This is a genomic window from Amycolatopsis sp. NBRC 101858, assembly GCF_030269325.1.
GTDB lineage: Bacteria > Actinomycetota > Actinomycetes > Mycobacteriales > Pseudonocardiaceae > Amycolatopsis > Amycolatopsis ponsaeliensis.
In genome coordinates this window covers 569,212-595,025 of record NZ_BSTD01000007.1, presented here as the reverse complement: position 1 = coordinate 595,025, position 25,814 = coordinate 569,212, and the positions used below count along the sequence as shown (strand labels likewise).

Genomic DNA, 25,814 nt, shown 5'->3' with positions numbered 1-25,814 from the left:
CGGGGGCGACCGCGTGGCGTGGTGGTGGCCGGCGGCTCAGGCTCCGCTGGAGCGCAACGCGACCCCGAGACCTTCGCCGGAGCCGCGCGGCACCAGCGTGGTCGGCAGCACCACCCGGCGTGGCCGGGAACGCTCTCCGTCGAGGCGGGCGAACAGCAGCTCGGCCGCCCGCCTGCCCAGCTCGCGGGGGTCCTGCGCCACCACCGTCACGCCCAGCACCTGGGCCAGCTCCGAGTCGTCGAACGCCACCAGTGCCGTGCGCGGCGCGGCCGACTCGGCGATCGCCCGGGCCACTCCGCCGACGAGGCGGGGGTTGTCGGCGAACAGCGCCGTCGGGGCGTCGTCCGCGGCCAGCAGCTCGGCGGCGGCCCGGTGGGCGGCCGCCGCGTCGACCGCGTCCGTGCGGACCGCGCGTGGTTCGAGACCCGCCTCGGCCAGTGCGGCGCGGAACCCGCGCAGCCGTTCCCGTGCCGTGTGGATCACGGGGGAGTGGCCGACGTACGCGATCGCCCGATGCCCCTGGCCGAGCAGGTGCGTCACGGCCTGCCCGGCGCCCTCGGCGTGCGCGGCCAGCACGCAGTCCACCGGCAGCCGCCGCGGGGGGCGGTCGGCGAACACCATCCGGGTGCCGACGTCCAGTTCCGGGCGCAGGTGGTCGTGCCGGAGGTCGGCCGACACCACGATGAGCCCGTCGAGGCGGCGCTCGACGAACGTGCCGAGCAGCCCGCGCTCCCGCGCCGGGTCCTCGTCCGAGCTGGCGACCAGGGTGGTGAACGACCGCGCGGTGCTGACCTGCTCGATCGCGCTGAGCATCCCCGCGTAGAACGGGTCGGCCAGGTCCGCGGCGAGCACGCCGATGCCGCCGGCGGGCCGGTCGGTCCGCCGCAGGCCCACGGCGTTGCCGTTGGGCCGGAACCCGAGCCTGCGGATCTCGGCCTGGACGCGCCCGCGCACGTCGTCGCTGATGAACGGGTAGTTGTGCACCACCCGCGACACGGTCTTGACGCTCACGGACGCGGCCGACGCGACGTCGCGCATGGTGGGCCGCCCGGTGGGCGCCGGTCCACGCCGGCCGCCCGCCGGGCGCTGCGCATCCGAGGCTCGCGTCACGGCGGCACCCTACCTCAGCCCCGGAGCCTTTGTCGGGCAACAGGATTCGCCGAGCCGGGCCCGGCCCGCGCGGCGGTGCTACGCGGTCTGGCTGATCATCGCCGGCGCGGGCAGGCCGAGCAGGATCCGGTACTGCGCCTCGAAAGCGGTCAAAGCGCCGTCGATGTCGTGGTGCGCGACGATGGCCCGGGACTCCGCTCCCATCCGGACCCGGGCGGCCGGATCCGCGGCCAGGTCGGCGATCCACCGCGCGATGCTGGTGATCGCGCCCGGTTCGAACAGGTAGCCGTTGACGCCGTGGCGCACGAGGTGCGGCAGGGCGAGCGCGTCGGCGGCGATCACCGGCAGCCCGGCGGCCATCGCCTCCATCGTGGCGAGGCTCTGCAGCTCGGCCGTGCCGGGCATGCAGAACACGTCGGCCTCGGCGTAGCGGTGGACGAGCTCGGCGTCGGGGACGAAGCCGTGGAACGTCACGCGATCGGTGATGCCCAGCCCGGCGGCGAGGGACTCGAGCTCGTCGCGCCGGGTGCCGTCGCCGACGAGGTCCGCGCGCACGTGCGGCAGCGGCGCGAGGGCGCGCAGCAGCTGGTCGATGTTCTTCTCCGCGTCCAGGCGGCCGACGAACAGCACCGACATCGGCCGGTCGGCGGGGCGTGCGGCGGGCGCGGCGTAGTGCGCGAGGTCGATGCCGCAGGAGACGACCTGCACCGCCCGGTCCAGCCCGATTCCCGCGAGGACCTCGGCGGCGCGCGGTGTCGGCGTGGTCACCAGGCGCGCGTCGCGGTAGACGCGCAGCAGGTCCCGCCAGGCCCAGCGGGCGAGCGCGTCCTTGACCCGCTTCGGGAAGGGCGTGTAGCCGAGCAGGTTGTCCGGCATGAAGTGGTTCGTGGCCATGCCCGGCAGCCCGCGTTCGGCCGCCGCTTCGAGCAGGGCGCGGCCGACGCCGAAGTGGGCCTGGACGTGGACGACGTCGGGACGCAGCCGCTCCAGCAGCGGCCCGGCCTCCGCGCGGGCGCCGCCCGGGGTGCAGAACCGGTAGTCGCCGTGGAACGGGATGGCCCGGGACCGGATCCGGTGGACGGTGTAGCCGTCGCGCTCCTCGGTGCGCGACGGGCCGTCGTCGGACGGGCAGGCGACGTGGACGTCGTGCCCGCGCCGGGCGAGGCCCCGGGCCAGCCGCTCGGCGAAGAACGACGCGCCGTTGACGTTGGGCGGGAAGGTGTCGGCGCCGATCAGGACGCGAAGGCCGGAAGGGGGCACGGGGTTCTCCTTGGCTCGGGGCGGGTCGGGCGGAAGGGCACCGGCGAGCACGCGCACGCCGGCGAGAGCGACGAAAGCGGCCGCGGCCGCGAGGACCGCGGTGGCCGTGGTGAGGTGCGGGGCCTCGCCGTAGGCCAGCGCGGCCACGGCGACGGCGGTCAGCGGGTCCAGCACGGTCGTGGTGCCGACGACGACGGCGGTGTGCCCGGCGGCGTAGGCGCGGTGCAGGACCACGCCACCGGCGCCCAGCAGGAGCAGGGCTTGCGCACCCAGCAGGACGGCTGTCGCGAACGGCTGGGTGACGGCGGCGTGCACGACCGCCGAACCGAGTCCGAAGAGGACAGCCGCCGCCCCGGCCAGCACGGCACAGCTCGCCCGGGCGAACCAGACGACCGCGGCCAGCGCGAATCCGGCCAGCGCGACCGACTCGGCCGTGGTCCAGCCGATCGCCGGGTCCGTCGTCGTGGACGCCGCCAGCGCCACGAAACCGGCGACGCCGAGCAGCACCAGGACGACGGCGCCGAGGACCCGGCGATCGCGGGCGCGCCGGGCGAAGACGACCGTCAGCACCAGGCTGAAGACACCCAGCGGCTGCACCACCGGAAGCGGGGCGAGGGACAGGGCGACGACGTGCAGCAGGCTCCCGCCGGCCGCCAGGGACGTCCCCGTCCACCACCCGCGCGACCGCAGCAGCCGGGCGAGGGTGCGCAGCCGCGGGGTGCCCTCGACGGCCAGGCCGGCGACCTCGTCGTGCTGCCGGGTGGCCGCCGCGGCGAAGAGGACGGCGGCGAGCAGGGCGCAGGCGATCGCGAGGGCGGTCACCGGGCGGCCCGCCGCAGCGCGGTCGCCAAGGTGGCGATGATCAGGAATTCGGCCAGCAGCGCGACGCGTTCGAGCAGGCCGGCCGGGAGCCAGCCGACGACCTGCGCCAGGCCGAACGCCGCCGCGGTCACGACGCCCGCGACCGCGCCCCGCCGGAGCGTGGCCGCCGCGGCGAGCCAGCGGGTGTCGGCCCGCAGCCGGGTGCTCAGCGTCCACGCGGCCAGCGGGAGGCTCGCGAACAGCACGGCCCCGCCCAGCCGGTGGATCTCCCCGGACGCCGTCGGGTCCGCGGTGCCGACGTTGCTGCGGAACAGCAGGACCACGACCAGCCCGGCCGTCCACAGCAGGAACAGGGCGCTCACGAGGGGCGTCCGGGGCAGCGCGGCGAGGTGCGCGGCGACGGCGAGGGCCGCGGCGGCCGCGAGCAGGAGGACGACGGCCGCCGCGAACAGGAACCGGCCGCCGCGGTGCCAGGCGTAGTCGCTGACCGGGTCGTGCCACGGGCTGACGTTGCCGGCGAAGCCGAAGGTCAGCCCGGCGATGATCGCCTGGGCGACGGCGGCCATCACCAGCGTCAGGGTCGCTGGCCGAGCGGGCGAGAGCGCGGACCGTGGAGTCACCCTTCAGACGGTGGTGCCCGTCCATGAGAGTTCGATGAAGATCGCGCGGGGTTTGGTTAAGAAGCGGCGGGCGGGACGACGAGGTCGAACCGCGCGCCGCCCGTCTCGGCCCGGCCGGCCTCGGCGTGGCCGCCGTGCTGGGTGAGCACCTGGTCGACGATCGCCAGCCCGAGGCCCGAGCCCGGCAGCGCGCGGGCGGCGTCGGCCCGGTAGAAGCGCTCGAACACGTGCGGCAGGTCGGCGTCGGCGATGCCCGGGCCTTCGTCGTCGACGCGGACGCGCACCGCCTCCGGCGTCACCGCCATCGTCACCCGCACGGTCCCGCCGGGCGGTGACCACTTGGCGGCGTTCTCCAGGACGTTCAGCACGGCGCGTTCGAGGGCAGTCGGCCGGGCGAGCACCTCGGCGCCGGTCAGCTCGGCGGTGAAGGACACCTTCGGCCACCGCGACCGGGTGCGTTCGAGTGCGGACCCGACGACGTCGGCCAGCGCCACCCGCTCGGCCACCTCGCTGGGCCGTTCCCCGGTGGAGAGGTCGACCAGCTCGCCGATCAGCGCCGTCAGCTCGACGGCCTGGGTGTCGAGGTCGGCCAGCAGCCGCGAGCGGTCCTCGGCCGACAGCTGCCGCTGCGGGTTCGCCTCGGCGTGGATGAGCAGCTCGATGTTGTTGCGCAGGCTCGTCAACGGCGTGCGCAGCTCGTGCCCGGCGTCTTCGGCGAGCCGCCGCTGCTCGTCGCGGGACCGGCTCAACGCGCCCAGCATCGCGTTGAACGCGCTGGCGAGCCTGCCGATCTCGCCGGCGGCGGTGACCTCGATCGCCGCCGACAGCTCCTGCGTGCGGGCGACGTTCTCGGCCGCCGCGGTCAGGTCGTCGACCGGGCGCAGCGCCGACCGGGCGATCACCCGGCCCACCAGCGTCGCCCCGACGACCCCGGCCAGCGACACGACGATGAGCCAGAAACCCAGCCGGGCCAGCGTGTCCTCGACGTCTTCGGAGTCCTGGGCGACCTCGACCGTGCCGCCGTCGGCGCGCTGGGCCGTCCACACCCGGAACCGGTCGCCGTCGATCCGGCGGGTGTCGGAGGTGCGGCCGAGCGCGCCCGCGGCCACCGGCGCTTCCGCCGGCAGGGGCGGGATGACGGGCTTGGCGCCCGCCGTGCCCGTCACCTCGCCGGTGGGGGACAGGAACTGCACGGTCAGCCCGCCGTTGTGACCGGAGCCCACGCCGGAACCGTGGTCGTCCGCGGAGCGGAGGGTTTCCAGCGCTTCGGCCGGGGACGCGGTCTTCGCCGCCAGCTGGGCGTAGGACTGCAGCCGGGCGTCGAACTGGTCGAAGAGGTCCGCGCGGGTGATGCTGAAGGAGATCGCCGACACCAGGACCACGGCGATCGCGACGGCGGCGGCGACCAGGACACCGAGGCGCGCGCGCAGTGAAAGCCGCTTCCACCGGGGGCGTTTCACAGCGGTTCCTCGCGCAGCACGTAGCCGACCCCGCGCACCGTGTGCAGCAGCCGGGGTTCGCCTTCGGCCTCCAGCTTGCGCCGCAGGTAGCTCACGTAGACGTCGAGGCCGTTGGACGCGGTGCCGAAGTCGTAGCCCCACACGTTCTCGAACATCACGGTCCGGGTCAGCACGATCCGCGGGTTGCGCAGGAACGCCTCGAGCATGGCGAACTCGGTCCGGGTCAGGTGCACGGGCCGGTCGCCGCGGAACACCTCCCGCGTCGCCGGGTCCAGGGTCACGTCCGCGAACCGCAGTGCCGCGGGGGCCGACGGCGCGGGTGGGGCGTGGTACTCGGTGCGGCGCAGCAGGGCACGCACGCGGGCGAGGAGTTCCTGCAGCGCGAAGGGTTTGACGAGGTAGTCGTCGGCGCCGGCGTCGAGACCGGCGACGCGATCGGTCACGGCGGTCCGCGCGGTCAGCATGAGGACGGGCACGGTGTTGCCTTCGGCGCGCAGCACGCGGCACACCTCCAGCCCGCCGAGCACCGGCATGGTGACGTCGAGCAGCACGCCGTCGGGCGCTTCGCCGCGGACCAGCGCGAGCCCGGCCGCGCCGTCGCCGGCGACGGAGACGGTGTAGCCCTCGAAGCGCAGGGTGCGTGACAGCGAGTCCTGCAGGGCCGTCTCGTCGTCGACGATCACCAAGTGCACTCGGCGTCCCTTCGTCGCGGTGGTGATGACACTGGGTAACTGTAGTTGAGGACGCGGCGGGGGCGGGCAACTCTCATCGAACATTAACGTTCGCCGGCCCGGGCTTCGGTTTTTCGCGGTTAGCCTCGGGAGAAGTGCTTTCCCGGAGTGAAAGAGGAAATGATGAACGAGAACGCGCCCGGCACGACGCTGCCCACGGACACCGCGGACGGAATCCGCTGCTCGGATGCGGAACGTGAGCAGGTCCGGGCCGCGCTCTACGCGGCGGCCGGCGAAGGCCGCTTGACGATGGACGAGGTCGAAGAACGGCTGGCGCGGATCGAGGAGGTCCGCTTCCGCCACGAACTCGCCGGCCTGACGGCGGATCTGCCGGGCCCCGAACCGGCGGCGGCGCCGGGCTGGCGGCCGATCGTCGCGGGCGTCCGCCGCGCCCTCGCGGCCGACCTGGCGGTGCTGCTCGGCCGGTCGCCCGAACCGGCACCCGGCCGACGGCGGCTGCTCCTGATCGTGACTGTCCTCATCGGACTGCTGGTCGCCGCGGCGGTCGTCGTCGCGGCGGTGCACGGCTTCGGCGGGGACGGCTTCGAGCCGCACGGGATCGAAGCCGGTGAACACGGTCGAGGGTGAGGGAAACCGGAGGACGATGGCGGTCGTGCGGATGCTGCGGATCGTCGCGCTGGTGGCCTGGCCCGTCAGCTGGTACCTGGTCTGGAAGGAGATCTTCGTCTGGCACCACATGACGAAGACGTTGCGCTTCCGGGCGCCCGACCCGCCGCCCGGGGTGACGGTGACCCCGCGCCCGGGTGTCCCGGTGATCTGCCTGCGCGCGGTCGCCGTGGTGGCGCCCGTCGTGAGTGTGCTGGGCTTCGCCGCCGAGGCCCGGAAAGCGGCTCAGGCGGGCGGGTTCGGGCGAGTCAGGCCGAGGTCGTAGGCGAGGATCACCGCCTGGATGCGGTCGCGGGCACCCACCTTCGCGAGCACCCGCCCGACGTGTGTCTTGACCGTCGACTCCGACAGCACGAGGCGTTCGGCGATCTCCCCGTTGGTCCACCCTTGCCCGATCGCCACCAGGATGTCCTGCTCGCGCGCGGTCAAGGACTGCCAGCGAGGGTCCGCGGGGTGCTCCGGCGTGGCTCCGCCGTCGGGCAGCCGGTGGCCGTAGGTGTCGAGGAGCCGCCGGGTCAGGGCGGGGGCGATGACCGCGTCGCCGCCGGCGACGGCTCGGATGCCGGCCAGCAGTTCCTCGGGGTGGGCGTCCTTGAGGAGGAACCCGCTGGCTCCCGCGCGAAGGGCGGCGTAGGCGTACTCGTCCATGTCGAACGTGGTCATGACGAGGACGCGGGAGCGGCCGCCGGTCGCGAGGATGCGGCGGGTGGCTTCGATGCCGTCCATGCCGGGCATGCGGATGTCCATCAGGACGACGTCGGGCCGCAGTTCCGCCGTCCGGCGCACGGCTTCCGCGCCGTGGGCCGCTTCGCCGACGACTTCGGTGTCCGGCGTCGCGTCCAGCAGCATGCGGAAACCGAAGCGCTGCAACGGCTGGTCGTCGGCGATGAGGATGGTCGTCACGGTGTCCCGCCCGGTGCGCCGGGCAGCGGCGCGAGATCGAGAACGGCCATGACGACCCAGCCGCCGCCGGGAGTGGGGCCCGCGTCGACCGTGCCGCCGTACAGGGCGGCCCGCTCCCGCATCCCCGCGAGCCCGTTTCCCTTCTCCGGCGGGACTTCGGGGTGCGCCGGGCCGTCGCCGCGCCCGCTGTCCCGGACGCGGATGCGCAGCTCCCGGCCGTCGGCGGCGATCAGGACGTCGATCCGGGTGCGGGGACCGGCGTGGTTGAGCGTGTTCGTGAACGCTTCCTGGACGATGCGGTAGGCCATCAGCTGCACGCCCCGGTCGAGCGTGTCCAGTTCGCCGCCGGTCCGGTAGACGACCTCCGGTCCGGCCGCGCGGATCCGCGCGCACAACGCGCCGAGGTCGGCGATCCCCGGCTGGGGATCCAGCTCGGGTGCGTCGGCCTTCTCGCGCAGGACGCCCAGCATGCGCCGCAGCTCGCCCAGCGCCTGGCGGCCGGCGTCGCCCACCAGCCGGAGCGCTTCCTTGCTGCGCTCCGGCGCGACGTCGGCCGCGTAGACGCCGCCGTCGGCCAGGGTGATGATGACCGACAGGTTGTGGCCGACGATGTCGTGCATCTCCCGGGCCACCCGGACGCGTTCGGTCGCGGCGGCCAGCCGGCTGCGCTGGTCGCGTTCGATCTCCAGCCGGGTCGCGCGGTCGCGCAGGCTCGCGAGCTGGGCCCGGCGGATCCGGACGGCCAGCCCGAGCGCGACGGCCGCGGTGATCGCGGTGAGCAGGAAGAACAGCGCCTCCCAGAACGACACGAACCCGGAAACCCGGGCGGCGACCGGGATCAGGAGCGCGATCTCGGCCGCGCACGCCCACGGCACGTGCCGCAGGCGCCCGTGCAGGGTGACGCTGTAGAGCGCCACGAGCAGCGCGACGTCGGCGCGCAGGAAGGCCCCGAGCGACCACTGGACCAGGAACGCCGCCGCGGTCAGGGCCAGCGCGGCCGACGGTGCCCGCCGCCGCCACAGCAAGGGCAGCAGCAGCCCGGCCTGCAGGGCCACGGTGCCCACGGCCGGCAGCTGCCGGAAGGTGAGCAGCAGCTCGTCCGGGCCCCGGTCTTCGTGGTGCGGGAACAGGTCCGGCAAGCAGAACATGACGACCAGCGCGGCGACGACGGCCAGGTCCAGGACCCACGGGTGCCGCCGGTCCGCCTGCCGGACCGACTGGCCGAGCCGCGTCAGCCGGGTGACCAGCGGGTGCGCGGGCGGGGGAGCGGCCCACGACGAGGCCGGCCCGGGGAGCACCCCGGAGCCGGCCTGGTCGTCACCGCGCATGTGCGTCACCTGTCCATCGTGGAGGAAAGCCTGCCCGGCGGCACGCGAGTCAGGCGTCCGACCGCGCCAGCCGGTAGGCGGCTCCGGCCAGCAGCAGGACGGTCCAGCCGAGGAAGACCAGCAGCCCGGCGCCCGGTGACAGGCTGGTGGCGTCGTGGGTCAGGGCGAACATCGACTGGCCCGCGTTGCTCGGCAGGTACGGGCTGATGTCGCCCTGCCAGGACTTCGGGAGCAGCGAGACCAGGCCCGGGATCAGCATGAGCGCCCCGACCAGGACCGAGATGCCGCCCGCGACCGAACGCAGCAGCGCCCCGAGCGCGACGCCGATCACGCCGACCAGGCCCAGGTAGAGCCCGGTGCCCAGCAGGCTGCGCAGGACACCGGTGTCCGACAGCGTCATCGCCGCCGGTGTCCCGGCCACGATGCCGCTGCCGAACACGAAGGCGAGGAACGCGCCGGCCAAACCCACGAGCAGCGCGACGACGCCGAACACCGCCGACTTGGACCACAGCACGGGCAGCCGGCGCGGGACCCCGGTCAGCGTCGAGCGGATCATGCCGGTGGAGTACTCGCCGGCGGTGACCAGCACCCCCAGCACGCCCAGTGCCAGTTGCGCGAAGTTCGTGCCGAAGAGCGAGAGGCTGAGGGCGGTGGCGTCGGCGAAGTCCGGGTCGAGCGGCTGGCCGGAGTTGATGTTGGACTTGTACCGCGCGGCGGAGATCAGCCCGAACGCCACCAGGAAGACCAGGCCGAGGCCGAGGGTGATCCAGGTGGAGCGCAGGGACCAGAGCTTCGTCCACTCCGAGCGCAGGACGTGGCGCCCGGTCACGCGGTAGGCCGGGCGGGTGGCCCGGGCGGTGGGAACGGCGGGGGTCGTCAGAGTGCTCATGCCGCGCTCCCGAGCGTGTCGATGCCGGTGGTGGCGCCGTGGTACTCGACGGCGTCGCGGGTCAGGTCCATGAAGGCGTCCTCTAGGGAGACGGTCCGGGGGGAGAGTTCGAACAGGGCGATGCCGTGCTCCGCGGCCTTGAGCCCGATGGCCCGGGCCGAAAGGCCGCTCACCTGGAGCTCTTCGGATCCGGTGCGGCCGGCGATCTCGACACCGGGTCCGGCCAGGAGGTCGCGCAACCGGCCGGGCTCGGCCGTGACGACGTGGACGGTGTCGCCGCCGGCGTCGCGGACGAGGTCGCGCACGGTGGTGTCGGCGAGCAGCCGCCCCCGGCCGACGACGATGAGGTGCTCGGCCACGAGGGCCATCTCGCTCATCAGGTGCGAGGAGACGAAGACGGTCCGGCCGTCGGCGGCGAGCTCGGTGAGCAGGGTGCGGATCCAGAGGACGCCCTCGGGGTCCAGGCCGTTGACCGGTTCGTCGAGGATGACCGTCGCCGGGTCGCCCAGCAGGGCCGCGGCGATCCCCAGCCGCTGGCCCATCCCGAGCGAGAAGTTCCCCGCGCGCTTCTTCGCCACCGACTGCAGCCCGGTCAGTTCGATCACCTCGTCGACCCGCCGGCGGGGGATGCCGTGGGTCTGCGCCTGCGCGAGCAGGTGGTCGAACGCCGACCGGCCCGGGTGTATCGACCTCGCTTCGAGCAGAACCCCGACCTCCTGCAGCGGCGCACGGTGCTCGGCGTAGCGGCGGGCGTTGACCACGACCGACCCACTGGTCGGCGCATCGAGCCCGACGATCAGCCGCATCGTGGTCGACTTGCCCGCGCCGTTGGGCCCCAGGAACCCGGTGACGGTCCCCGGCCGGACGGTGAAGTCCACGGCGTCCACCGCGGTCTTTTCCCCGTACCGCTTGGTCAGCTGGTGTGCCTCGATCATCGCTCATCCCCTGGAAGTCCCCCGGCCCGGACCACCCGGGCCGTTCGCTTCCGACGTTAGGGACGGGGCACGGGCGGATGGTGGTACCGGAGGAGGGAATCCGCTGGGGCGGGTAGTACCGCGGTACGACGGCGCGCCCGCTCCGGCCGGCGACGAGGTTCGCGCGCCGTTCGCGGCGGTTCTCGCGCCGGTGCGTCAGCAAGGCGCGGCCCGGTTCGCCGGGGCCGGGCGGCCACCCCTGTTACACCTGGATCATTCCGTTGTTACGGGCGTAACATGCCAGGATGGACCTCGACCGGGGCTGGCTGGTGATCAGCGTGTCGACCGCCGGTGCTCCCGACTCGCTGCGGGTGCAGGTGTGGCGCAAGCTGCGGTCGCTCGGTGCGCTCTACCTGCAGCAGTCCGTGTGCCTGCTGCCCGCCCGGCCCGAGGTCGTGCGGGAGATCCGGCGGCTGGCCGACCGGGTTCGCCACCAGGGCGGCACCGCGCGGGTGCTGCCGATGACCTTCACCGATCCGGCCGAGGAAGCGGCCGTGGTCGCCGAGCTCGATGCCGCCCGGGACGTCGAGTACCGCGAAGTCCTCGACCGGCTTCCCGCGCTGCGCCGGGAACTCGCCGACGAACGGGCGCGCGGCAACCTCACCTACGCCGAAGTCGAGGAGTCCGAGGCCGACCTGCTGCGGTTCCGGAGCTGGATGACCAAGATCGCCGCCCGCGACTACTTCGGCGCGCCCGGTGGCCAGGACGCCCGGGACGCCGTCGAGGAGGCCGCCGCCGAACTCGCCGCCTTCGAAGAAGCCGCCCTGCACGCCGAATCGCCCGACCGCCCGGCGCCCCGGCTGCGCGCCGTCGACCAGCGGTGACCGGCTCGTTCTGGGCGGACCTGCTGATCGGCCTCGCCGCGGCGCTCGTGGTGGCGTGGCTGGTGCTGATCGTCGCGCTCGTCCTCGTCCGGCCGAAGGGCGGGCTCCTGCGCGAGGCCCTGCGGCTGCTGCCCGACGTGCTCCGGCTCATCCGGCGCCTGGCCGCGGACCCCACTCTGCCCCGCGGCGTCCGGATCCGGCTCGGGCTCCTGCTCGTCTACCTCGCCATGCCGATCGACCTGATCCCCGACTTCATCCCGGTGCTCGGCCACGCCGACGACGCCATCATCGTCACGGCCGTCCTGCGCGGCGTCGTCCGCCGCGCGGGGCTCGAGGCTGTGCGCGCCCACTGGCCCGGCACCGACGACGGCTTCGCCGCCGCGGCCCGCCTGGCCGGCATCCGGACCCCGGCGAGCTGACCCGGCCGCGCGATCCGCTCGTGCGGGGACCGCCGCCGTTCGTCCGGGATCCGGTGCCGGTCGTTCCCGATCGGTTGCCAGGCCCGGCGCGAGGCGAAGAAGGTTGCGGGAGCAAGCCGAGCTGTGGGAGGTGGACGGATGGACGCCTGGACCGCCGGAGAGTTCGAAGCGCGGCTTCGGTCGATCGGGGAAAAGCGGTACCACCACCTGCACCCGTTCAACGAACGGATGCACGCGGGCACGCTGAGCGAAGACGAATTCCGCGGGTGGGTGCGGAACCGCTTCTACTACCAGCTGAACCTGCCGGTGAAGGACGCGTTCATCCTGACCAAGCTCCCCGGCCGGGACGACCGGCGCCGGTGGATCCAGCGCATCATCGACCACGACGGGCGCACGGGGGACGAGGGTGGCCTCGAGAAGTGGGTGCGCCTGGGCGAAGCCGTCGGGTTGACCCGCGAGCAACTGTTCGACGACGACACGGTCCTGCCCGGCGTGCGCTTCGCCGTGGACGCCTACGTGGACTTCTGCCGACGGCGGCCGTGGCTGGAGTCCGTGGCGTCGGCGCTGACCGAGCTGTTCGCGCCGGACCTGCTCAGCCGGCGGATCACCGACGTCCGGCACCACTACCCGTGGATCGCGACGGAAGGCCTGGACTACTTCCGGGCCCGGCTCACCCAGCAGCCGAAGGACATCGCGCACCTGCTCGAACTGGTCCTCACCCACGCGACGACCCGGGAGCGGCAGGACGCCTGCGCGCGGGCGCTGGAGTTCAAGTGCGACGTCCTCTGGAGCCTGCTCGACGCCGTGCAACTCGCGTACAGCAAGAGCTCCTGATGGACAGCGACGACCTGACCGCCACTCCCCGGCTGGCGACCAAGGCGATGCTCAAGCACGACAGCGTCCGGGACGTGGAACTGCTCCTGCTGCCGGAACGGGTCGTGCTCCTGAACAAGTCCGGCGCGGCGATCCTGGGGCTCTGCGACGGCAGCCGGACCGTGCGGCAGCTGGTCGAGCGGCTCGAGCACGACTTCGAGGCGACCGATCTCACGAACGACGTCATGGCGTTCCTCCAGGACGCCAGCGGCCGGGGCTGGGTGGTGGTCAAGTGAGCGGCCCGCCGCCGCCCTACGGCCTGCTGGCCGAGGTCACCCACCGGTGCCCGTTGCACTGCGTCTACTGCTCGAATCCGTTGGCGCTGCTCGACCGGCAGGACGAGCTCGCCACCGAGCACTGGCTGCGGGTGCTCGGCGAGGCGGCCGGGCTCGGTGTCCTGCAGGTCCACTTTTCGGGCGGGGAACCCCTCGTCCGCGGGGATCTGGAGACGCTGGTCGCCGAGTGCCGCCGCCTCGGCCTGTACACGAACCTGATCACCAGCGGCCTCGGCCTCACCGAGCGCCGGGCGGAATCGCTCGTCGCGGCCGGGCTCAACAGCGCTCAGCTGAGCATCCAGGGCGACGCCGCCGAGGCGACGGACCTGATCGCGGCGAGCAAGCGCTTCGACCGCAAGGAGGCGGCCGCGCGCATCATCCGCGACGCCGGGCTGCCGCTGAACATGAACGTGGTCCTGCACCGGCTGAACCTGGATCGGCTCGACGCGATCATCGACGTCTGCGTGAAGTGGGGCGCCGAACGGCTGGAGCTCGCCAACACCCAGTACTACGGCTGGGCGCTGCGCAACCGGGAACGGCTGATGCCGAGCAAGGCCCAGCTGGACGAGGCCGTCGGCGTCTACGCACGCCGGAAGGCCGAGCTGGCCGAGCAGCTGGAGCTGCTGTGGATCCTCCCGGACTACTACGAGACCTACCCCAAGCCGTGCATGGGCGGCTGGGCGCGCACGGCGCTGACCGTCGCCCCGGACGGCACGGTCTACCCCTGCCCGGTGGCCGCGGAGATCACGACGATGGAGTTCCCTTCGGTGCGCGCGCACGACCTCGCGTGGATCTGGGCGGAGTCCGAGGCGTTCGAGGCGTTCCGCGGCACGGACTGGATGCCCGACCCGTGCCGAAGCTGCCCGCGCAAGGAGCTGGACTTCGGCGGCTGCCGGTGCCAGGCCTTCGCGCTGACCGGCGACGCGGGACGCACCGACCCGGTGTGCCGGCACTCGCCGGACCACCACCTGGTGCAGGACGCCCTCGTCCGGGCCAACGATGAAGATGCGGCGGCCGGCGGAGACCTCGTCCACCGCAGACCGACGGTTCCGGCGCGCGAAGGGTAGTCCCACTCGTGGGTTCCGGGGCACCGTTCGGCACCGGTTGCCGACCGCTGGTCCAAGATCGGTTGTAGCGCCTCCGGCACATCCAAGATGCTCTTCGATGTCCGCGAAATAGGAGGAAGACATGAAGTGGGAAACCCCGGAGTACACGATCGTCGAGGTGTGCGCTGAGGTCACCGGTTACTTCTACCGGGACTGACAGCCGAGTCCCCGCGTCGGCGCAGGACCCCGGAACCCGACCGGGCCGGGGCCTTGCGCCACCCTGATCACTGTCCCGAGGTGGTTCGAGTGACGCTTGAATTCCTTCCGCTGATCGCCCTCGCCTTCGGCCTCAGCCTCGACAACTTCCGTTCGTCGATCGCCATCGGCACCATCCCGTTCGGCTGGCGGCGCGCCGTGCAGGTGGCGCTCGTCTTCGGGGTGTGGGACGCCGTGGGGCCGCTGCTCGGCGGATTCCTCGGCCGGTACCTGGGCGACTTCCTCGGTGACTCGGCGGAGTACATCGGCGCGGCCGCGCTGGGGTTGTACGGGGTCTACTTCATCGTCGGGGCGATCCGGAACCCGGAGCCGGAAGACATGGACCACCCTTGGGTGACGCTCTTCGGGATGCCGCTTTCGCTGACCATCGACAACTTCATCGCCGGCGCCGGCCTGGGCATCGCCGGGTTCTCCCTCGTGGTCCCGATGCTGGTCTTCGGCGCCATGACCGTGGTGATGTCGTTCGCCGGCCTGTACGTGGGGCGGATGGCCGCCAGGGTCGTCCGGGTCCGGTCCGACCTGTTCAGCGGGATTTCGCTGCTGGGCGCGGCGATCCTGCTGCCCCTGGTGTTCGGCTGAACCGCGGGTGACGAGGACACCGGATGCCCGAGAATCCCGACACCCACGTCTACCGCACCTACGACCAGGTCCTGGGCGAGCGCCGGCCGGCCCGGCGGCGGAACCGGATCGGCGACCGGTGGCCGCACCGGGTCGACCTGAAAGCGTTGCGCGGGAACGAAATCGACCCGCTGGGCGCGGACTTCGACTACGCCGCGCAGTTCGCGACGCTGGATCTCGACGCACTGGCTCGGGACGTCGACGAGGTGCTGACGACGTCACAGGACTGGTGGCCCGCCGAATTCGGCCACTACGGCCCGCTCGTGCTGCGGATGGCCTGGCACGCCGCGGGCACCTACCGCGTCAGCGACGGCCGGGGCGGTGCCAGTGCCGGGATGCAGCGCTTCGCCCCGGTGAACAGCTGGCCGGACAACCGCAACCTGGACAAGGCACGCCGGCTGCTGTGGCCGGTGAAACAGAAGTACGGGCGCCGGATCTCCTGGGCGGACCTGATGGTCTTCGCGGGCAACCGGGCCCTGGAGTCGATGGGCTTCCGGACGTTCGGGTTCGGCGGCGGCCGGGCCGAGGTGTGGGAGCCCGACGAGACGTACTGGGGCCCGGAACGCAAGTGGCTGGCCGAAGAGCGCTACAGCGGCCTGCGCGATCTCGACGAGCCGCTGGCGGCCACCGAGATGGGGCTGATCTACGTCGACCCGCAGGGCCCGGCCACCAACCCCGACCCGCGGCTCGCGGCCCGCGACATCCGGGAGACGTTCAAGCGGATGGGGCTGGGCGACGAGGAAACGGTGGCGCTCATCGCGGGCGGGCACACCTTCGGCAAGACCCACGGCCCGGCGGACCCGAACGTCGTCTGCGGTCCCGAACCCGAGGCCGCGCCGGTCACCGCGCAGGGCCTGGGCTGGCGCGGCGGGCACGGCAGCGGCATCGCGGCGGACACGGTCACCAGCGGACTGGAGGGGATGTGGACGCGCACGCCCGTCGAGTGGGACCACACGTTCTTCGAGACGCTCTTCGAGTACAAATGGGACGTCGAGCTCAGCCCGGCGGGGCTGTGGCAGTGGATCCCGAGCGACGGCCGGGGTGAAGGCACCGTGCCGGACCCCTTCGACCCGGACACGAAACACCACCCGGTCATGCTCACCACGGACCTCTCGTTGCAGGAGGATCCGGTCTACGCGGCGATTTCGCGGCGGTTCCTGGAGCACCCGGACCAGTTCGAGGACGCGTTCGCGCGGGCCTGGTTCAAGCTGACGCACCTCGACATGGGCCCGATCGAGCGGTACCTGGGCCCGCTCGTCCCGGCCGAACGGCTGCTCTGGCAGGACCCGGTGCCGGTGGTGGACCACGAACTGGTCGACGCCGGCGACATCACCGCCCTCAAGCGCGAGATCCTCGGCTCCGGCCTGACGGTCGCGCAGCTCGTGGCCACGGCGTGGGCATCGGCTTCGACCTACCGCCACAGCGACAAGCGCGGCGGGGCCAACGGCGCGCGGATCCGGCTCGAACCGCAGCGCGGCTGGCCGGTCAACGAACCCGGGCAGCTGAACGTCGTCCTGCCCGCGCTGGAAGCGATCCAGGAGCGCTTCAACGCATCCCAGCAAGGCGGCAAACGGATTTCGATGGCCGACTTGATCGTGCTCGGCGGGTGTGCCGCGGTGGAGCACGCCGCCGCGGCCGGTGGCCACGAGGCCGGCGTTCCGTTCCGGCCCGGGCGCACCGACGCGACCCCGGACTGGACCGACGTCGAGTCGTTCGGCGCGTTGCGGCCGCGGGCGGACGGCTTCCGGAACTACCTGGGCGACGGCGTCCGGATGCCTCCGGAGCACCTGCTGGTCGAGCGGGCGAGCCTGCTGAACCTGAGCGCGCCCGAGATGACCGTGCTGGTCGGCGGGCTGCGGGTGCTCGGTGCCACCCACGGGGGTTCTCCGGTGGGAGTGCTGACCGCGGCGCCGGGGTCGTTGACGAACGACTTCTTCGTCAACCTGCTGGACATGGCCACGGATTGGGTGCCGAAAGGCGACGGACGCCGCTGGACGGCGAGCTACGAAGGCCGGAGAAACGGGGAGGTGAAGTGGACCGCGAGCCGGGTCGATCTCCTCTTCGGTGCGCACTCCGAGCTGAGAGCGCTTTCGGAGGTCTACGCGAGCGCGGATGCGGGCGGGAAGTTCGTCCGGGACTTCGTCGGCGCCTGGGTGAAGGTCATGGAGCTCGACCGGTTCGACCTGCGCTGAACGGTACCTCTCGCCGGGCGAACGGTGGACCACGGCTGTTCTGTGGCAACGGATATCGGGCCGGCGTCCCCGGCGGTAGAGTCCGGACGCGTTGCAGGACAACAAGAGTGCGAACCAGCACCTGGAGGCGAGGTCCGATGACGACTACCCAGGAACGAGAAGACCTCCTGGCCGAACTGCGCGGACAGAACAAGGCGACCATCGGTGCCGTGCTCGGGTCCGGCACGATCGCCAAGGCGACCGAGCGTGCCGACGGGACGATGGAAGCGACCATCCGGATCCGGGAGGACGCGATGGCGTGGGAACCGGGGGTGCTGATCATGCCGCACTCCGGCGTCCTCGAACTGACGATCATCAACGACGACAAGAACACCCACGCCTGCCTGCTGCCCAGCAACGGGGACCGGCAGTTCATCGGACTGCTGAACCACTCGAAGGGCACCGCGACCCTCGAACTGGACGGTCCCGGCTGCTACTGGTACGGCTCGCCGGCCGGCAACGACGAGGGCCGGGGCCTGACCGCCGCCATCGTCGTGACCGGCGAAGTGCCGCCGGAAGCCAAGCTCGACCGACCCGCCCAGCCGCGGCCGTAGAAAGGCAGGAGACACCATGACACTCGAATACGTCGACGCCGGCAAGGCGTTCGACCACAGCAAGCTGTCCAACCTGCCGCACAGCGCGCCGGACGTGACGCGCGGCCTCGGCTACGAGCGCATCCTGCAGGCACGCGGCGAATCCCACAACTGGATCACCTACTACGGCGACTACGACGGCAAGCGGCACAGCCTGCTCGACCAGGTCAACGCCGGGAACGTCAAGGATCTGAAGGTGGCCTGGATCTTCCAGGCGAGCGCGAGCGGCATGATCGCCTCCACCTCGACGTACGCGTTCGAGGCCTGCCCGCTGGTCGTCGACGGCGTCATGTTCGTCACCGGCTGGGACGGCTGGCTCTGGGCGCTCGACGCGAAGAGCGGCGAGCAGCTGTGGCGGTACAAGCACGCGATCCCGATCGACGTGACCCTGTGCTGCGCCAACGTCAACCGCGGCTGCGCGGTGGCGAACGGCAAGGTCTACATGGTGACCCAGAACGCCCAGCTGGTCGCGCTCGACGCCACCACCGGGCGGAAGGTCTGGCAGAAGGCCATCGGCGACGTGCGGGCGGGCGAGAGCGCCACGATCGCGCCGCTGGTCATCAAGGACACGCTCATCACCGGCTCCTCCGGCGGCGAGTACGGCGTCCGCGGCCACATCGACTGCTGGGACCTCGAAACCGGCGAGCAGCGCTGGCGCACCTACACCGTGCCGAAGCCGGGGGAGCCCGGTTCGGAGACCTGGCCCGCCGACGGCCAGGCCTGGCAGCGCGGCGGCGCGAACCACTGGGTCACCGGCAGCTTCGACCCGGAGCTGAACCTCTACTACGCGGGCACCGGGAACCCGGCGCCGGACTTCGACGGCGAGGTCCGCGAGGGCGACAACCTCTACACCGACAGCGTGGTCGCGCTGGACGTCGACACGGGCGAGATCAAGTGGCACTACCAGTTCACCCCGCACGACCTGTGGGACTACGACTCCACGATGGAGATGACCCTGTTCGAGCGGGACGGCAAGAAGCTGCTGGCCCACTTCGACAAGAACGGGTACATGTTCGTCCTCGACCGCACCGACGGCGAGCTGCAGCACGTCACGCCGTTCGTCGACCGGATCGACTGGGGCGTCATCACCCGCGACGGCAAGGTGACCGCGCGGAAGTACCCGGACAAGGAAGGCGAACCCTGCCACTTCTTCCCCGGCCCGGCCGGCGCGAAGGAATGGACGCACGCGTCGTACAACCCGGACCACGACCTGTTCTACGTCCCGGTGGCCGACGTGGGCGCCACCGCCACCCGGCGGCGTCGCGAGTTCAAGGAGGGCATGCCCTACTGGGGTGCCGCCGTCGAGGTGGACATCGACAACATGGCCGGCTCGGTCAGCGCGTTCGACTCCCACGGTGAAGAGAAGTGGCGCCACCGGCTGAACAGCATGCCGATGGCCGCGTCGACCCTCAGCACCGCGGGGAACGTCGTGTTCGCCGGCACGCCCGCGGGCGAGTTCCTGGCGCTGCACTCGGAAACGGGGGAGAAGCTCTGGAGCTTCCAGTGCGGCAGCGGTCACCACAGCAGCCCGAGCACCTACACCGTCGAGGGCAAGCAGTACATCGCGGTGCCGGTCGGCTGGGGTGGCTGGCTCGAGGGCATCGTCCCCGGCATGTCCGGTCAGGGACACGGGGCCGCGCTGATCGTGTTCTCCCTGTGACGGGAAACCGCCGCTGACGTGGCCGAGCCGTCGTCGTCCCGGCGACGGCTCGGCCACCGGACCGGAGGTGATGTGATGGACCAGCCGCCGCCGTGCCTGTACTGCGGGGAACGCTACGGGCCCGACGACGTCGCGCGGCACACCGAGCCGGTGCACTGCGGGCGCTGCATCACGTGCGTCGACAAGCCCGCGTGCTTCGCCTGCCGGCTCATGTACTGCGTTTGTGACGTGCACCGGTACCGCGGCTGAGCAGCGGGTCAGATCTCCAGCGCCCGGCGCACGGACGGGGCGTTGCGCCGGGAAACCGGCACCATGGTCTGGGCGTCGTCGTCCATGACCAGGAACAGCTCGCCCTTGTGCCGTCGCTCGACCTCCCGGATCCGGCTGAGGTTCACCACGTACTGGCGGTGCACCCGGAGGAACCCCGAGTCGGTCAGCTCGGCCTCGAGCCGGTCGAGGCCCGGCGAGGCGGAGCGCAGCAGTCCCTGGTCGGTGGACAGCCACACGTCGTTGCCGTCCGACTGCGCGAAGGAGACTTCGGGCAGCCACAGCAGGACCATGCGGTTCTCGCGCGTCGCCACCATCCGGTGCGGCTGCACGTGCGGCGGCACGTCCTCTTTCGCCCGGGGCAACGGATCCCCTTCGGCCACGCCGAACGAAACGACGTTGCCGACCAGGTGCCCGGACAGGAACACCGGCTGGAAGCTGATCGACGTCGGTTCGGTGGCCAACCGGGTGAAGATCTGCGTCGAACCGGCCCAGTCCGGGTTGCGCATCGCCTGTTCGGCGGCGTAGCGGGCGGCCCGGATGAACTCCGGCAGTTCCGGTTTCCACCGCACCGCGGGATCGGGCGCCGGTGTGGAGCCCGGGATGCCGAGGAGCACACCCGCCGTGTCGTCGGCGAGCACGACCCGGCCCGCGGCGTCCACGGCCGCGAGCGCCGCGCTCGAGCCCGACCGGACGTGGCTGAAGGCGGCCATCAGTTCGGCGCCGTCGTCCTTGGCGCGCCGGCGCAGGATGCGCTGGGTCATCGTGGCGGCGTTGCCGAGCCAGGCCCCCACCGTGCCGGGGAGATCGCCGCGCCAGCACGAGATGTTGAGCACCGCGACCGGTTCCCGGGTCACCACGTCCCGCACCGCCACCCCGGCGCAGGTCCAGTCCTGGAACGCCCGGCACCAGTGCTCGGCGCCGCGGATCAGCACCGGGGCGTAGGACATCAGCGCGGTACCCATGCCGTTCGTCCCGGTGGCGCCCTCGGACCAGCAGAACCACCGCGCCAGGTTGGCTTCGGCGGCGACGTCCTGCGTGGCCTGGTCACCCCACTGGGCCAGCACCCGGCCGGTGCCGTCGGTGATGGTCACCATGCCGCCGAGGGTGCCGACCTCGTGCGCCAGCGAAGCGGCGCGGAAGCCGAGTTCGGCGAACACGACGTCGTGCTCCAGCGCGTGACCGACGTCCGCGACGGCCGCCGGGGCTTCGGTCAGGCCCGGGTCGACCCGGTACTGGTCCCGGCACCGCTGCCAGGAAATCGCTATCTCGGGCCGCACCCCGCTGAGGTCGTCGCCGCCCCGCGCGAACCGTTCCCACGCCTGGTACACCGTCGCGCCGCCGCTCCCCCGGGAGTGCGGGTCGAGCCGGCGTACCTGTGCCATGGTTAGACCGCCTTTGGTCTGTCGGGCCCGGGCGCGGCGATTGGCCTTCGTAGCAAGCTAAACCGGGCATCGGACCGAGGGCAAGCGGCGCGTGCTGACCGCGGGCGAACGTCCCACGAACGGTGGTGCGGCGATGACGGGCGGCGGCCATTCACCCACCAGCGGTCGGGACGGCGTTTCGCCACCAGCCGGGCATATGCTCGAAGCCGGCCCGGATTTGCTGCTCCCAGCCTACCCGTCCGTTCAGGTAGTTCTACAGCGAAGTGGTCGAACGGTGTGAACATGTCGTGAGACGCTTCGCCCGGCGACAAGGAGGTCGCGATGACCGGGAGAGTGCCGCCACTGGTGATCGCACCGCGCCGGCCCGGGGGACGCGAGCGCGTCCCGGCCGGCTCCCTGGCAGCCACCTCGTCGGCGAAGGAAGTGGCCCGTGCGTGGGAGAACTTCGCGGCGGGCGAAAACGTCGAAACGGGTGTGCGGCCCGAGATCCTGGCTTCCTGGTACCGGTGCCGGGACCGCTACGACGTCGACCGCACGCTGGACGTCGCACCGGGGGCCGAGGGCGACGAGGACCGGCGCAGCGACGACGGCGTGATCTTCACCGCGCTCGGCGGACTCGGCGCCCTGGCGGGCCGGGAAGTGGAGCGCGACGGCGCCGTCGTCACCGTGACGGACGGGGACGGGCGCGTCCTCGGCTCCTGGGGCGACCCCTCCGCGCAACGGCGCGCCGAACTGCACAACCTCGCGCCGTGGTCGTCGTGGTCGGAGGAGTGCACCGGCACCAACGGGATGGGCACGTCGCTCGAGGTGGCCGGCCCGGTGACCGTGACGGGGCCGGAACACTGGTGCGAAGCGTTCCACCACTGGGCGTGCGCGGGCACTTCCGTCCGCGACGTGGTGACCGGCGCGCCGGTCGCGTCGATCAACATTTCGCGGTGGAACGCGGCGCTGTCCGAGCTCGTGCCCCCGTGGCTGACGAAGGCGGCGGCCTTCGTGGAACAGGAGATCTACCGGCGCGCCATCCACGAAGCCGACAAGGTCATCGCCGAGTTCACCCGGAAGTGCGCGCACTCCGGCGGTGCGTTCCTGGCGATGGATCGCGGGGGAAACGTGCTCGCCGCCACCGAATCGGCGGTCGCGATGCTCGGGCTGGCCGGTGAAGCCCCGTTCGTCGCGGGTGCGATCGAACCGGCGCGGCGGTGGACCCCGGACATCGCGGGGCTGCCGGAAGTGCTGCGGTGGGCGAAGGACCGGGTCCGGGGGAGCGCCGAGTGGAGCGGGTACGCGCTGCTGCCGGTGTGCCCCGGTGAGGAGCCTACGCCGGTGACCGTGCGGGCGGTCGTCGACGCGAACCACGTCGTGGGCATGCTGTGCGCGTTCGGGGTGCGGGAAGGCGAAGCCTACGGGGGAGGCGCCGACGACGAGCTCGGGCCGCTGCCCCGGAGCGTCATCGGGATGCGCAACGACCGGCTGGTCCTGCTGGCGCCGTCGGAGATCCGCTACGCCGAGGCCGACCGCAACATCGTCTGGCTGGTCACCGAACGCGGCCGGATCCAGGCCGCGACCCGCGGCCTGGACAACGTCGAACGCTCCCTGGCGTCCTGCGGATTCCGCCGGGTGCACCGGCGTTTCCTGGTCAATCTGCGCCGGGTGGCGGAAATCGAGCGCGGTATCAAGGGCGAGCTGTTCCTGATCCTGGATTCCCGGGGCCACGAGTTCGTGCCCGTTTCCCGCCGCCACGCCCCGGACCTGCGGCGCCTGCTCGGGGTGTGACCACCAGGAAAGCGTTTCCCGGCCGCCGGCCGACCGTGCGCGAATGGCTGCGCGGCCGGCTGGCGGACATCCGGCGGTCGGACGCCGCGTGCCGCGCGCTGTGCGAGCACGACGACAAGTCGGCGCCGTGCCGGATCTGCTCGGTGCGCTACTGGTGACCCCACCGGACACAGTGGACAGACCGGCGGGTCACCAGGATTCGATCAGGGGGGCGTCGCGTTCCTGCCGCCGCCATTGCCCGGTGAGGCGGCCGAGCCGGTCCGTGGCGGCGATGCCGCGGATCACGGCGATCTTGCCGGCCCGGACCTCCAGGACCACGACACCCAGGACCCGGTCCTCGAGCGTGGCGAGCATGGCCGGGCAGGCGTTGACGACGACGGCGTGGATCGACGGGGAGCCACCGGCGAGCCTCCGCTTGGCCGGAGACGGCTTGAAGCCGGCGCGCACCGCGCCGGCGATCCGTTCCGGGGTCGGATACCGGATCAGCCGCTCCGCCAGCCCCAGTCCGGCGCCGTCGGAGATGCCGGTCGCGTCGTCGGTCAGCAGCGCCACCAGCCGCTCGGTCCGGCCCGAGGAGGCGGCCTCGACGAACGCCTCGACGATCCGGCGCGCCGAGGCGTGGTCGATGTCCGTGCCGCGGCCGGCGGCGATCCGGCGGCGGGCCCGGTGCAGGTGCTGCTGGCTCCCGGACTCGCTGATGCCGAGGATGCCGGCGATTTCGGCGTGGCTGTAGGCGAAGGCCTCGTGCAGCACGTAAGCGGCTCGTTCGGCCGGCGACAGGCGCTCCATGAGGGTCAGCACCGCCAGGGTCACCGATTCACGCTGCTCGACGGTGTCGGCCGGGCCCAGCATCGGGTCGCCGTCGAGGAGCGGTTCGGGCAGCCAGGTGCCGACCGCGCGTTCGCGCCGCACCTTCGCCGAACGGAGCCGGTCGAGGGCCAGGTTGGTGACGATCTTGGTCAGCCACGCCTCGGGCACCTCGACGTACCCGCGGTCGGCCGCCTGCCACCGCAGGAAGGCGTCCTGCACCGTGTCCTCCGCGTCGGCGGCCGAGCCGAGCAGGCGGTAGGCGAGCGAGGCCAGCCGGTCCCGGCTGGCCTCGAAACGCGCCACGGCGGCGGTGTCCATGAGCACGACTTTAGGCGGCGACCACATCGGGGGAGTGCTTTCCGGTGGTGGCCAAGCGGTACCGGTGACCTGGCCTGCCGAAGCCCGGGCGGCTGATGGCCCAGCCGCTGGCCGCCAGGACCGCCGCCTTGACGCGGGCGGCCGGCCGCCCGCACAGGGCCCCGGGCCTCGCGCGCGCTTCCCCGTCGACCAGCTGGAAGATCCCGTCGTCGCGGCCGAGGCTGATGTGGTTGCCGAGGTAGCTCAGCGCGGTCGTCTTGATCTTGCGCCCGGTCCGGTCGCCGATGATCGCGGCCGTCGCCTGCAGCGCGGTGAACCCCGCGGAGGCGCAGGACATCGGCAGCGGCTGCCCGTTCTCGCCGAGGACGAAAGCGCTGTCCCCGGCGACGTAGACGTCCGGGTGCGAGACCGACCGCAGCTGCCGGTCGGTGGTGATCCGGCCGTCGGCCACCACCTCGAGGCCACCGGCGGCGGCGATCGGGGGCACGGCGAACCCGGCGGCCCACACGGTCGCGTCGGCGGCGAAGGCGGTCCCGTCGGCGGCGACTGCCGTGCTCTCCTCGACACGCGCGATGGTGGTGTGCTCGTGGACCGCGATGCCGAACCGGTCGAAGGCCCGCAGCAGGTGACGGCGGGCCTTCGCACCCAGCCAGCCGCCCAGTTCGCCGCTGGTGGCGAGGCCGACCCGAAGTCCCGGCCGGGATTCGGCGATCTCGGTGGCGGTCTCGATCGCGGTGAGGTTGCCGCCGACCACCAGCACCTGCCCGTCCTCGCCCAGCTCGTCCAGGCGAGCCCGCAGGCGGAGCGCGGACGGCCGTGCGGCCACGGCGAAGGCGTGCTCGCCGACGCCCGGAACGCCGTGGTCGGCGGCGGTGCTGCCGAGCGCGTAGAGGAGGGTGTCGTAGTCGATGCGCTCGCCGTCGGCGACGGTGACGGTCCGGTGCGCGGCGTCGACGGCGGTCACCCGCGCCACGCGCAGCCGGATCCCGGTGCCGGCGAACACCCCGGTCAGCGGCCGGTGGCGGAGTTCCCGCCCGGCGGCGAGCTGGTGCAGGCGCAGCCGCTCGACGAAGTCGGGTTCGGCGTTGACGACGGTGATCTCGAAATCGCCGGGGTGCAGCCGGCGGGCCAGGTAACCGGCGGAGAAGGCCCCGGCGTAGCCGGCCCCGAGGACGACGATGCGGTGCGGCATGGTTCGCTCCTGTCACGTTCGCGTGCCCCCTGAACGAGACAGCTCCCGAATCCCTGACAGCATCGGCCGGTGACGTGGGTCACGCTGGGCCGCGACGGCCCGGCGACAGTGCCAGCCCGCCGAGAACGCCGGCCAGGAGACCCGCGACCACGGCCACGGCACCCCCGACGACGCCGTTGCCGGTGCCGGGACCACCGTCGGCGAGGGCCAGGTCGACCACCCCGCCGGTGACGGCGACCAGTCCCGACGCCAGCGCCACCACGGCTCCCGTCCGCCCGCCGGCTCCGGGACGGCGGCGGCCGCGGGCGAACACCCGGCCGCCGATGATCGCGCCGGCCAGCCCCAGCAGCGCGGCCGCCGTGGCCCAGACCCGGGCGGCGGTCACGGTGTACACGGCGGCGGCCGCCGGAATCGGCGTGGCGAGTTCCAGGAAGGCGTGGGTGCCGGACATGAGGTTCTCCTCTGCTGGGTGTCGCTCGATCCTGTCCGCCGGACCGGCCGCCGGTCGTCGCCCGGGCGCAGGCACTTCG

The 25,814-nt window shown here is 72.7% G+C and carries 28 protein-coding genes; 15 read left to right on the top strand and 13 right to left on the bottom strand.

Annotated features, from left to right (window positions below):
• Window positions 1–36: 36 nt before the first annotated feature.
• The 5 genes from QSK39_RS46140 to QSK39_RS46120 all read right to left on the bottom strand — a co-directional run bounded on the left by QSK39_RS46140 (window position 37) and on the right by QSK39_RS46120 (window position 5,964).
• The gene (locus tag QSK39_RS46140) at window positions 37–1,110 is read right to left on the bottom strand and encodes a LacI family DNA-binding transcriptional regulator (protein WP_285484159.1); all 1,074 of its coding nucleotides are present in this window, start codon (window positions 1,108–1,110) and stop codon (window positions 37–39) included.
• Between the two features lie 78 nt (window positions 1,111–1,188).
• Complete coding sequence (locus QSK39_RS46135) at window positions 1,189–3,192, bottom strand: glycosyltransferase family 4 protein (RefSeq protein WP_285484158.1); 2,004 nt, start codon at window positions 3,190–3,192, stop codon at window positions 1,189–1,191.
• Window positions 3,189–3,812: a DUF998 domain-containing protein gene (locus tag QSK39_RS46130; protein WP_285484157.1), complete on the bottom strand. Its 624-nt coding sequence runs from the start codon at window positions 3,810–3,812 to the stop codon at window positions 3,189–3,191. Before QSK39_RS46130 ends, QSK39_RS46135 begins: the two co-directional genes overlap by 4 nt.
• A 56-nt stretch (window positions 3,813–3,868) precedes the next feature.
• On the bottom strand, window positions 3,869–5,272 hold the full coding sequence (locus tag QSK39_RS46125) for a HAMP domain-containing sensor histidine kinase (RefSeq protein WP_285484156.1): 1,404 nt from the start codon (window positions 5,270–5,272) through the stop codon (window positions 3,869–3,871).
• Entirely contained in the window at window positions 5,269–5,964 is a 696-nt protein-coding gene (locus QSK39_RS46120; RefSeq protein ID WP_285484155.1) for a response regulator transcription factor, read from the bottom strand. Before QSK39_RS46120 ends, QSK39_RS46125 begins: the two co-directional genes overlap by 4 nt.
• A gap of 162 nt (window positions 5,965–6,126) precedes the next feature.
• Here QSK39_RS46120 and QSK39_RS46115 point away from each other — a divergent pair, with 162 nt between their 5' ends.
• Window positions 6,127–6,591 (top strand): DUF1707 SHOCT-like domain-containing protein, encoded by a 465-nt coding sequence (locus QSK39_RS46115; RefSeq protein WP_285484154.1) that lies wholly within the window; start codon window positions 6,127–6,129, stop codon window positions 6,589–6,591.
• A 16-nt stretch (window positions 6,592–6,607) separates the two neighbouring features.
• The gene (locus tag QSK39_RS46110; RefSeq protein ID WP_285484153.1) at window positions 6,608–6,895 is read left to right on the top strand and encodes a hypothetical protein; all 288 of its coding nucleotides are present in this window, start codon (window positions 6,608–6,610) and stop codon (window positions 6,893–6,895) included.
• Here QSK39_RS46110 and QSK39_RS46105 read toward each other — a convergent pair.
• The 4 genes from QSK39_RS46105 to QSK39_RS46090 are packed head-to-tail and all read right to left on the bottom strand — an operon-like array spanning window position 6,856 to window position 10,685.
• Window positions 6,856–7,533: a response regulator gene (locus QSK39_RS46105; protein ID WP_285484152.1), complete on the bottom strand. Its 678-nt coding sequence runs from the start codon at window positions 7,531–7,533 to the stop codon at window positions 6,856–6,858. The genes QSK39_RS46110 and QSK39_RS46105 overlap by 40 nt on opposite strands.
• A complete protein-coding gene (locus QSK39_RS46100) occupies window positions 7,530–8,861 on the bottom strand; it encodes a sensor histidine kinase (protein ID WP_285484357.1) in 1,332 nt (443 codons plus the stop codon). The genes QSK39_RS46105 and QSK39_RS46100 overlap by 4 nt, the downstream gene beginning before the upstream one ends.
• 49 nt (window positions 8,862–8,910) lie before the next feature.
• Window positions 8,911–9,750: an ABC-2 transporter permease family protein gene (locus QSK39_RS46095; protein ID WP_285484151.1), complete on the bottom strand. Its 840-nt coding sequence runs from the start codon at window positions 9,748–9,750 to the stop codon at window positions 8,911–8,913.
• The gene (locus tag QSK39_RS46090) at window positions 9,747–10,685 is read right to left on the bottom strand and encodes an ABC transporter ATP-binding protein (protein ID WP_285484150.1); all 939 of its coding nucleotides are present in this window, start codon (window positions 10,683–10,685) and stop codon (window positions 9,747–9,749) included. The genes QSK39_RS46095 and QSK39_RS46090 overlap by 4 nt, the downstream gene beginning before the upstream one ends.
• A gap of 284 nt (window positions 10,686–10,969) precedes the next feature.
• Here QSK39_RS46090 and QSK39_RS46085 point away from each other — a divergent pair, with 284 nt between their 5' ends.
• The 11 genes from QSK39_RS46085 to QSK39_RS46040 all read left to right on the top strand — a co-directional run bounded on the left by QSK39_RS46085 (window position 10,970) and on the right by QSK39_RS46040 (window position 19,788).
• Window positions 10,970–11,548, top strand: coding sequence for a Chromate resistance protein ChrB (locus QSK39_RS46085; RefSeq protein WP_285484149.1), 579 nt, complete (start codon window positions 10,970–10,972; stop codon window positions 11,546–11,548).
• Window positions 11,545–11,967, top strand: coding sequence for a YkvA family protein (locus QSK39_RS46080; RefSeq protein WP_285484148.1), 423 nt, complete (start codon window positions 11,545–11,547; stop codon window positions 11,965–11,967). The genes QSK39_RS46085 and QSK39_RS46080 overlap by 4 nt, the downstream gene beginning before the upstream one ends.
• 138 nt (window positions 11,968–12,105) lie before the next feature.
• Entirely contained in the window at window positions 12,106–12,801 is a 696-nt protein-coding gene (gene pqqC / locus QSK39_RS46075) for a pyrroloquinoline-quinone synthase PqqC (RefSeq protein WP_285484147.1), read from the top strand.
• Window positions 12,801–13,076: a pyrroloquinoline quinone biosynthesis peptide chaperone PqqD gene (pqqD, locus tag QSK39_RS46070; protein ID WP_285484146.1), complete on the top strand. Its 276-nt coding sequence runs from the start codon at window positions 12,801–12,803 to the stop codon at window positions 13,074–13,076. The genes pqqC and pqqD overlap by 1 nt, the downstream gene beginning before the upstream one ends.
• Complete coding sequence (gene pqqE, locus QSK39_RS46065; RefSeq protein WP_285484145.1) at window positions 13,073–14,182, top strand: pyrroloquinoline quinone biosynthesis protein PqqE; 1,110 nt, start codon at window positions 13,073–13,075, stop codon at window positions 14,180–14,182. The genes pqqD and pqqE overlap by 4 nt, the downstream gene beginning before the upstream one ends.
• A 121-nt stretch (window positions 14,183–14,303) precedes the next feature.
• Complete coding sequence (pqqA, locus tag QSK39_RS53205; protein ID WP_353051126.1) at window positions 14,304–14,378, top strand: pyrroloquinoline quinone precursor peptide PqqA; 75 nt, start codon at window positions 14,304–14,306, stop codon at window positions 14,376–14,378.
• Between the two features lie 89 nt (window positions 14,379–14,467).
• A complete protein-coding gene (locus QSK39_RS46060; RefSeq protein ID WP_285484144.1) occupies window positions 14,468–15,016 on the top strand; it encodes a manganese efflux pump MntP in 549 nt (182 codons plus the stop codon).
• A 23-nt stretch (window positions 15,017–15,039) separates the two neighbouring features.
• A complete protein-coding gene (gene katG, locus QSK39_RS46055) occupies window positions 15,040–17,247 on the top strand; it encodes a catalase/peroxidase HPI (protein WP_285484143.1) in 2,208 nt (735 codons plus the stop codon).
• 137 nt (window positions 17,248–17,384) lie between these two features.
• Window positions 17,385–17,840 (top strand): MSMEG_3727 family PQQ-associated protein, encoded by a 456-nt coding sequence (locus QSK39_RS46050; RefSeq protein WP_285484142.1) that lies wholly within the window; start codon window positions 17,385–17,387, stop codon window positions 17,838–17,840.
• Window positions 17,841–17,856: 16 nt separating this feature from the next.
• Window positions 17,857–19,539, top strand: coding sequence for a PQQ-dependent dehydrogenase, methanol/ethanol family (locus QSK39_RS46045; RefSeq protein WP_285484141.1), 1,683 nt, complete (start codon window positions 17,857–17,859; stop codon window positions 19,537–19,539).
• 75 nt (window positions 19,540–19,614) lie between these two features.
• Complete coding sequence (locus QSK39_RS46040) at window positions 19,615–19,788, top strand: recombination activating protein 1 (protein WP_285484140.1); 174 nt, start codon at window positions 19,615–19,617, stop codon at window positions 19,786–19,788.
• 8 nt (window positions 19,789–19,796) lie between these two features.
• On the opposite strand, the gene QSK39_RS46035 is transcribed toward QSK39_RS46040, so the two are convergent.
• Entirely contained in the window at window positions 19,797–21,191 is a 1,395-nt protein-coding gene (locus tag QSK39_RS46035) for a DNA-binding protein (protein WP_285484139.1), read from the bottom strand.
• 321 nt (window positions 21,192–21,512) lie between these two features.
• On the opposite strand from QSK39_RS46035, the gene QSK39_RS46030 reads away from it, so the two are divergent.
• Together QSK39_RS46030 and QSK39_RS46025 are read left to right on the top strand one after the other, a co-directional pair.
• Window positions 21,513–22,964, top strand: coding sequence for a DNA-binding protein (locus tag QSK39_RS46030; protein ID WP_285484138.1), 1,452 nt, complete (start codon window positions 21,513–21,515; stop codon window positions 22,962–22,964).
• Window positions 22,961–23,122: a hypothetical protein gene (locus tag QSK39_RS46025; protein ID WP_285484137.1), complete on the top strand. Its 162-nt coding sequence runs from the start codon at window positions 22,961–22,963 to the stop codon at window positions 23,120–23,122. Before QSK39_RS46030 ends, QSK39_RS46025 begins: the two co-directional genes overlap by 4 nt.
• A 31-nt stretch (window positions 23,123–23,153) precedes the next feature.
• On the opposite strand, the gene QSK39_RS46020 is transcribed toward QSK39_RS46025, so the two are convergent.
• The 3 genes from QSK39_RS46020 to QSK39_RS46010 all read right to left on the bottom strand — a co-directional run bounded on the left by QSK39_RS46020 (window position 23,154) and on the right by QSK39_RS46010 (window position 25,735).
• Entirely contained in the window at window positions 23,154–24,092 is a 939-nt protein-coding gene (locus QSK39_RS46020; RefSeq protein ID WP_285484136.1) for a sigma-70 family RNA polymerase sigma factor, read from the bottom strand.
• A 10-nt stretch (window positions 24,093–24,102) separates the two neighbouring features.
• Window positions 24,103–25,284 carry an NAD(P)/FAD-dependent oxidoreductase gene (locus QSK39_RS46015; protein WP_285484134.1) on the bottom strand — a complete coding sequence of 394 codons (1,182 nt, stop codon included), beginning with the start codon at window positions 25,282–25,284 and terminating at the stop codon, window positions 24,103–24,105.
• A 79-nt stretch (window positions 25,285–25,363) separates the two neighbouring features.
• Complete coding sequence (locus QSK39_RS46010) at window positions 25,364–25,735, bottom strand: DUF6223 family protein (protein ID WP_285484133.1); 372 nt, start codon at window positions 25,733–25,735, stop codon at window positions 25,364–25,366.
• Window positions 25,736–25,814 lie beyond the last annotated feature (79 nt).

Bases quoted from the DNA above. Each gene is read 5' to 3' on its own strand.
- QSK39_RS46040 (WP_285484140.1), top strand. From the start codon at position 19,615: ATGGACCAGCCGCCGCCGTGCCTGTACTGCGGGGAACGCTACGGGCCC.
- QSK39_RS46100 (WP_285484357.1), bottom strand. From the start codon at position 8,861: ATGCGCGGTGACGACCAGGCCGGCTCCGGGGTGCTCCCCGGGCCGGCC.
- QSK39_RS46030 (WP_285484138.1), top strand. From the start codon at position 21,513: ATGACCGGGAGAGTGCCGCCACTGGTGATCGCACCGCGCCGGCCCGGG.
- QSK39_RS46015 (WP_285484134.1), bottom strand. From the start codon at position 25,284: ATGCCGCACCGCATCGTCGTCCTCGGGGCCGGCTACGCCGGGGCCTTC.
- QSK39_RS46085 (WP_285484149.1), top strand. From the start codon at position 10,970: ATGGACCTCGACCGGGGCTGGCTGGTGATCAGCGTGTCGACCGCCGGT.
- QSK39_RS46045 (WP_285484141.1), top strand. From the start codon at position 17,857: ATGACACTCGAATACGTCGACGCCGGCAAGGCGTTCGACCACAGCAAG.
- katG (WP_285484143.1), top strand. From the start codon at position 15,040: ATGCCCGAGAATCCCGACACCCACGTCTACCGCACCTACGACCAGGTC.
- QSK39_RS46010 (WP_285484133.1), bottom strand. From the start codon at position 25,735: ATGTCCGGCACCCACGCCTTCCTGGAACTCGCCACGCCGATTCCGGCG.
- QSK39_RS46090 (WP_285484150.1), bottom strand. From the start codon at position 10,685: ATGATCGAGGCACACCAGCTGACCAAGCGGTACGGGGAAAAGACCGCG.
- QSK39_RS46020 (WP_285484136.1), bottom strand. From the start codon at position 24,092: ATGGACACCGCCGCCGTGGCGCGTTTCGAGGCCAGCCGGGACCGGCTG.
- pqqC (WP_285484147.1), top strand. From the start codon at position 12,106: ATGGACGCCTGGACCGCCGGAGAGTTCGAAGCGCGGCTTCGGTCGATC.
- QSK39_RS46035 (WP_285484139.1), bottom strand. From the start codon at position 21,191: ATGGCACAGGTACGCCGGCTCGACCCGCACTCCCGGGGGAGCGGCGGC.
- QSK39_RS46110 (WP_285484153.1), top strand. From the start codon at position 6,608: ATGGCGGTCGTGCGGATGCTGCGGATCGTCGCGCTGGTGGCCTGGCCC.
- QSK39_RS46095 (WP_285484151.1), bottom strand. From the start codon at position 9,750: ATGAGCACTCTGACGACCCCCGCCGTTCCCACCGCCCGGGCCACCCGC.
- pqqD (WP_285484146.1), top strand. From the start codon at position 12,801: ATGGACAGCGACGACCTGACCGCCACTCCCCGGCTGGCGACCAAGGCG.
- QSK39_RS46050 (WP_285484142.1), top strand. From the start codon at position 17,385: ATGACGACTACCCAGGAACGAGAAGACCTCCTGGCCGAACTGCGCGGA.
- QSK39_RS46115 (WP_285484154.1), top strand. From the start codon at position 6,127: ATGAACGAGAACGCGCCCGGCACGACGCTGCCCACGGACACCGCGGAC.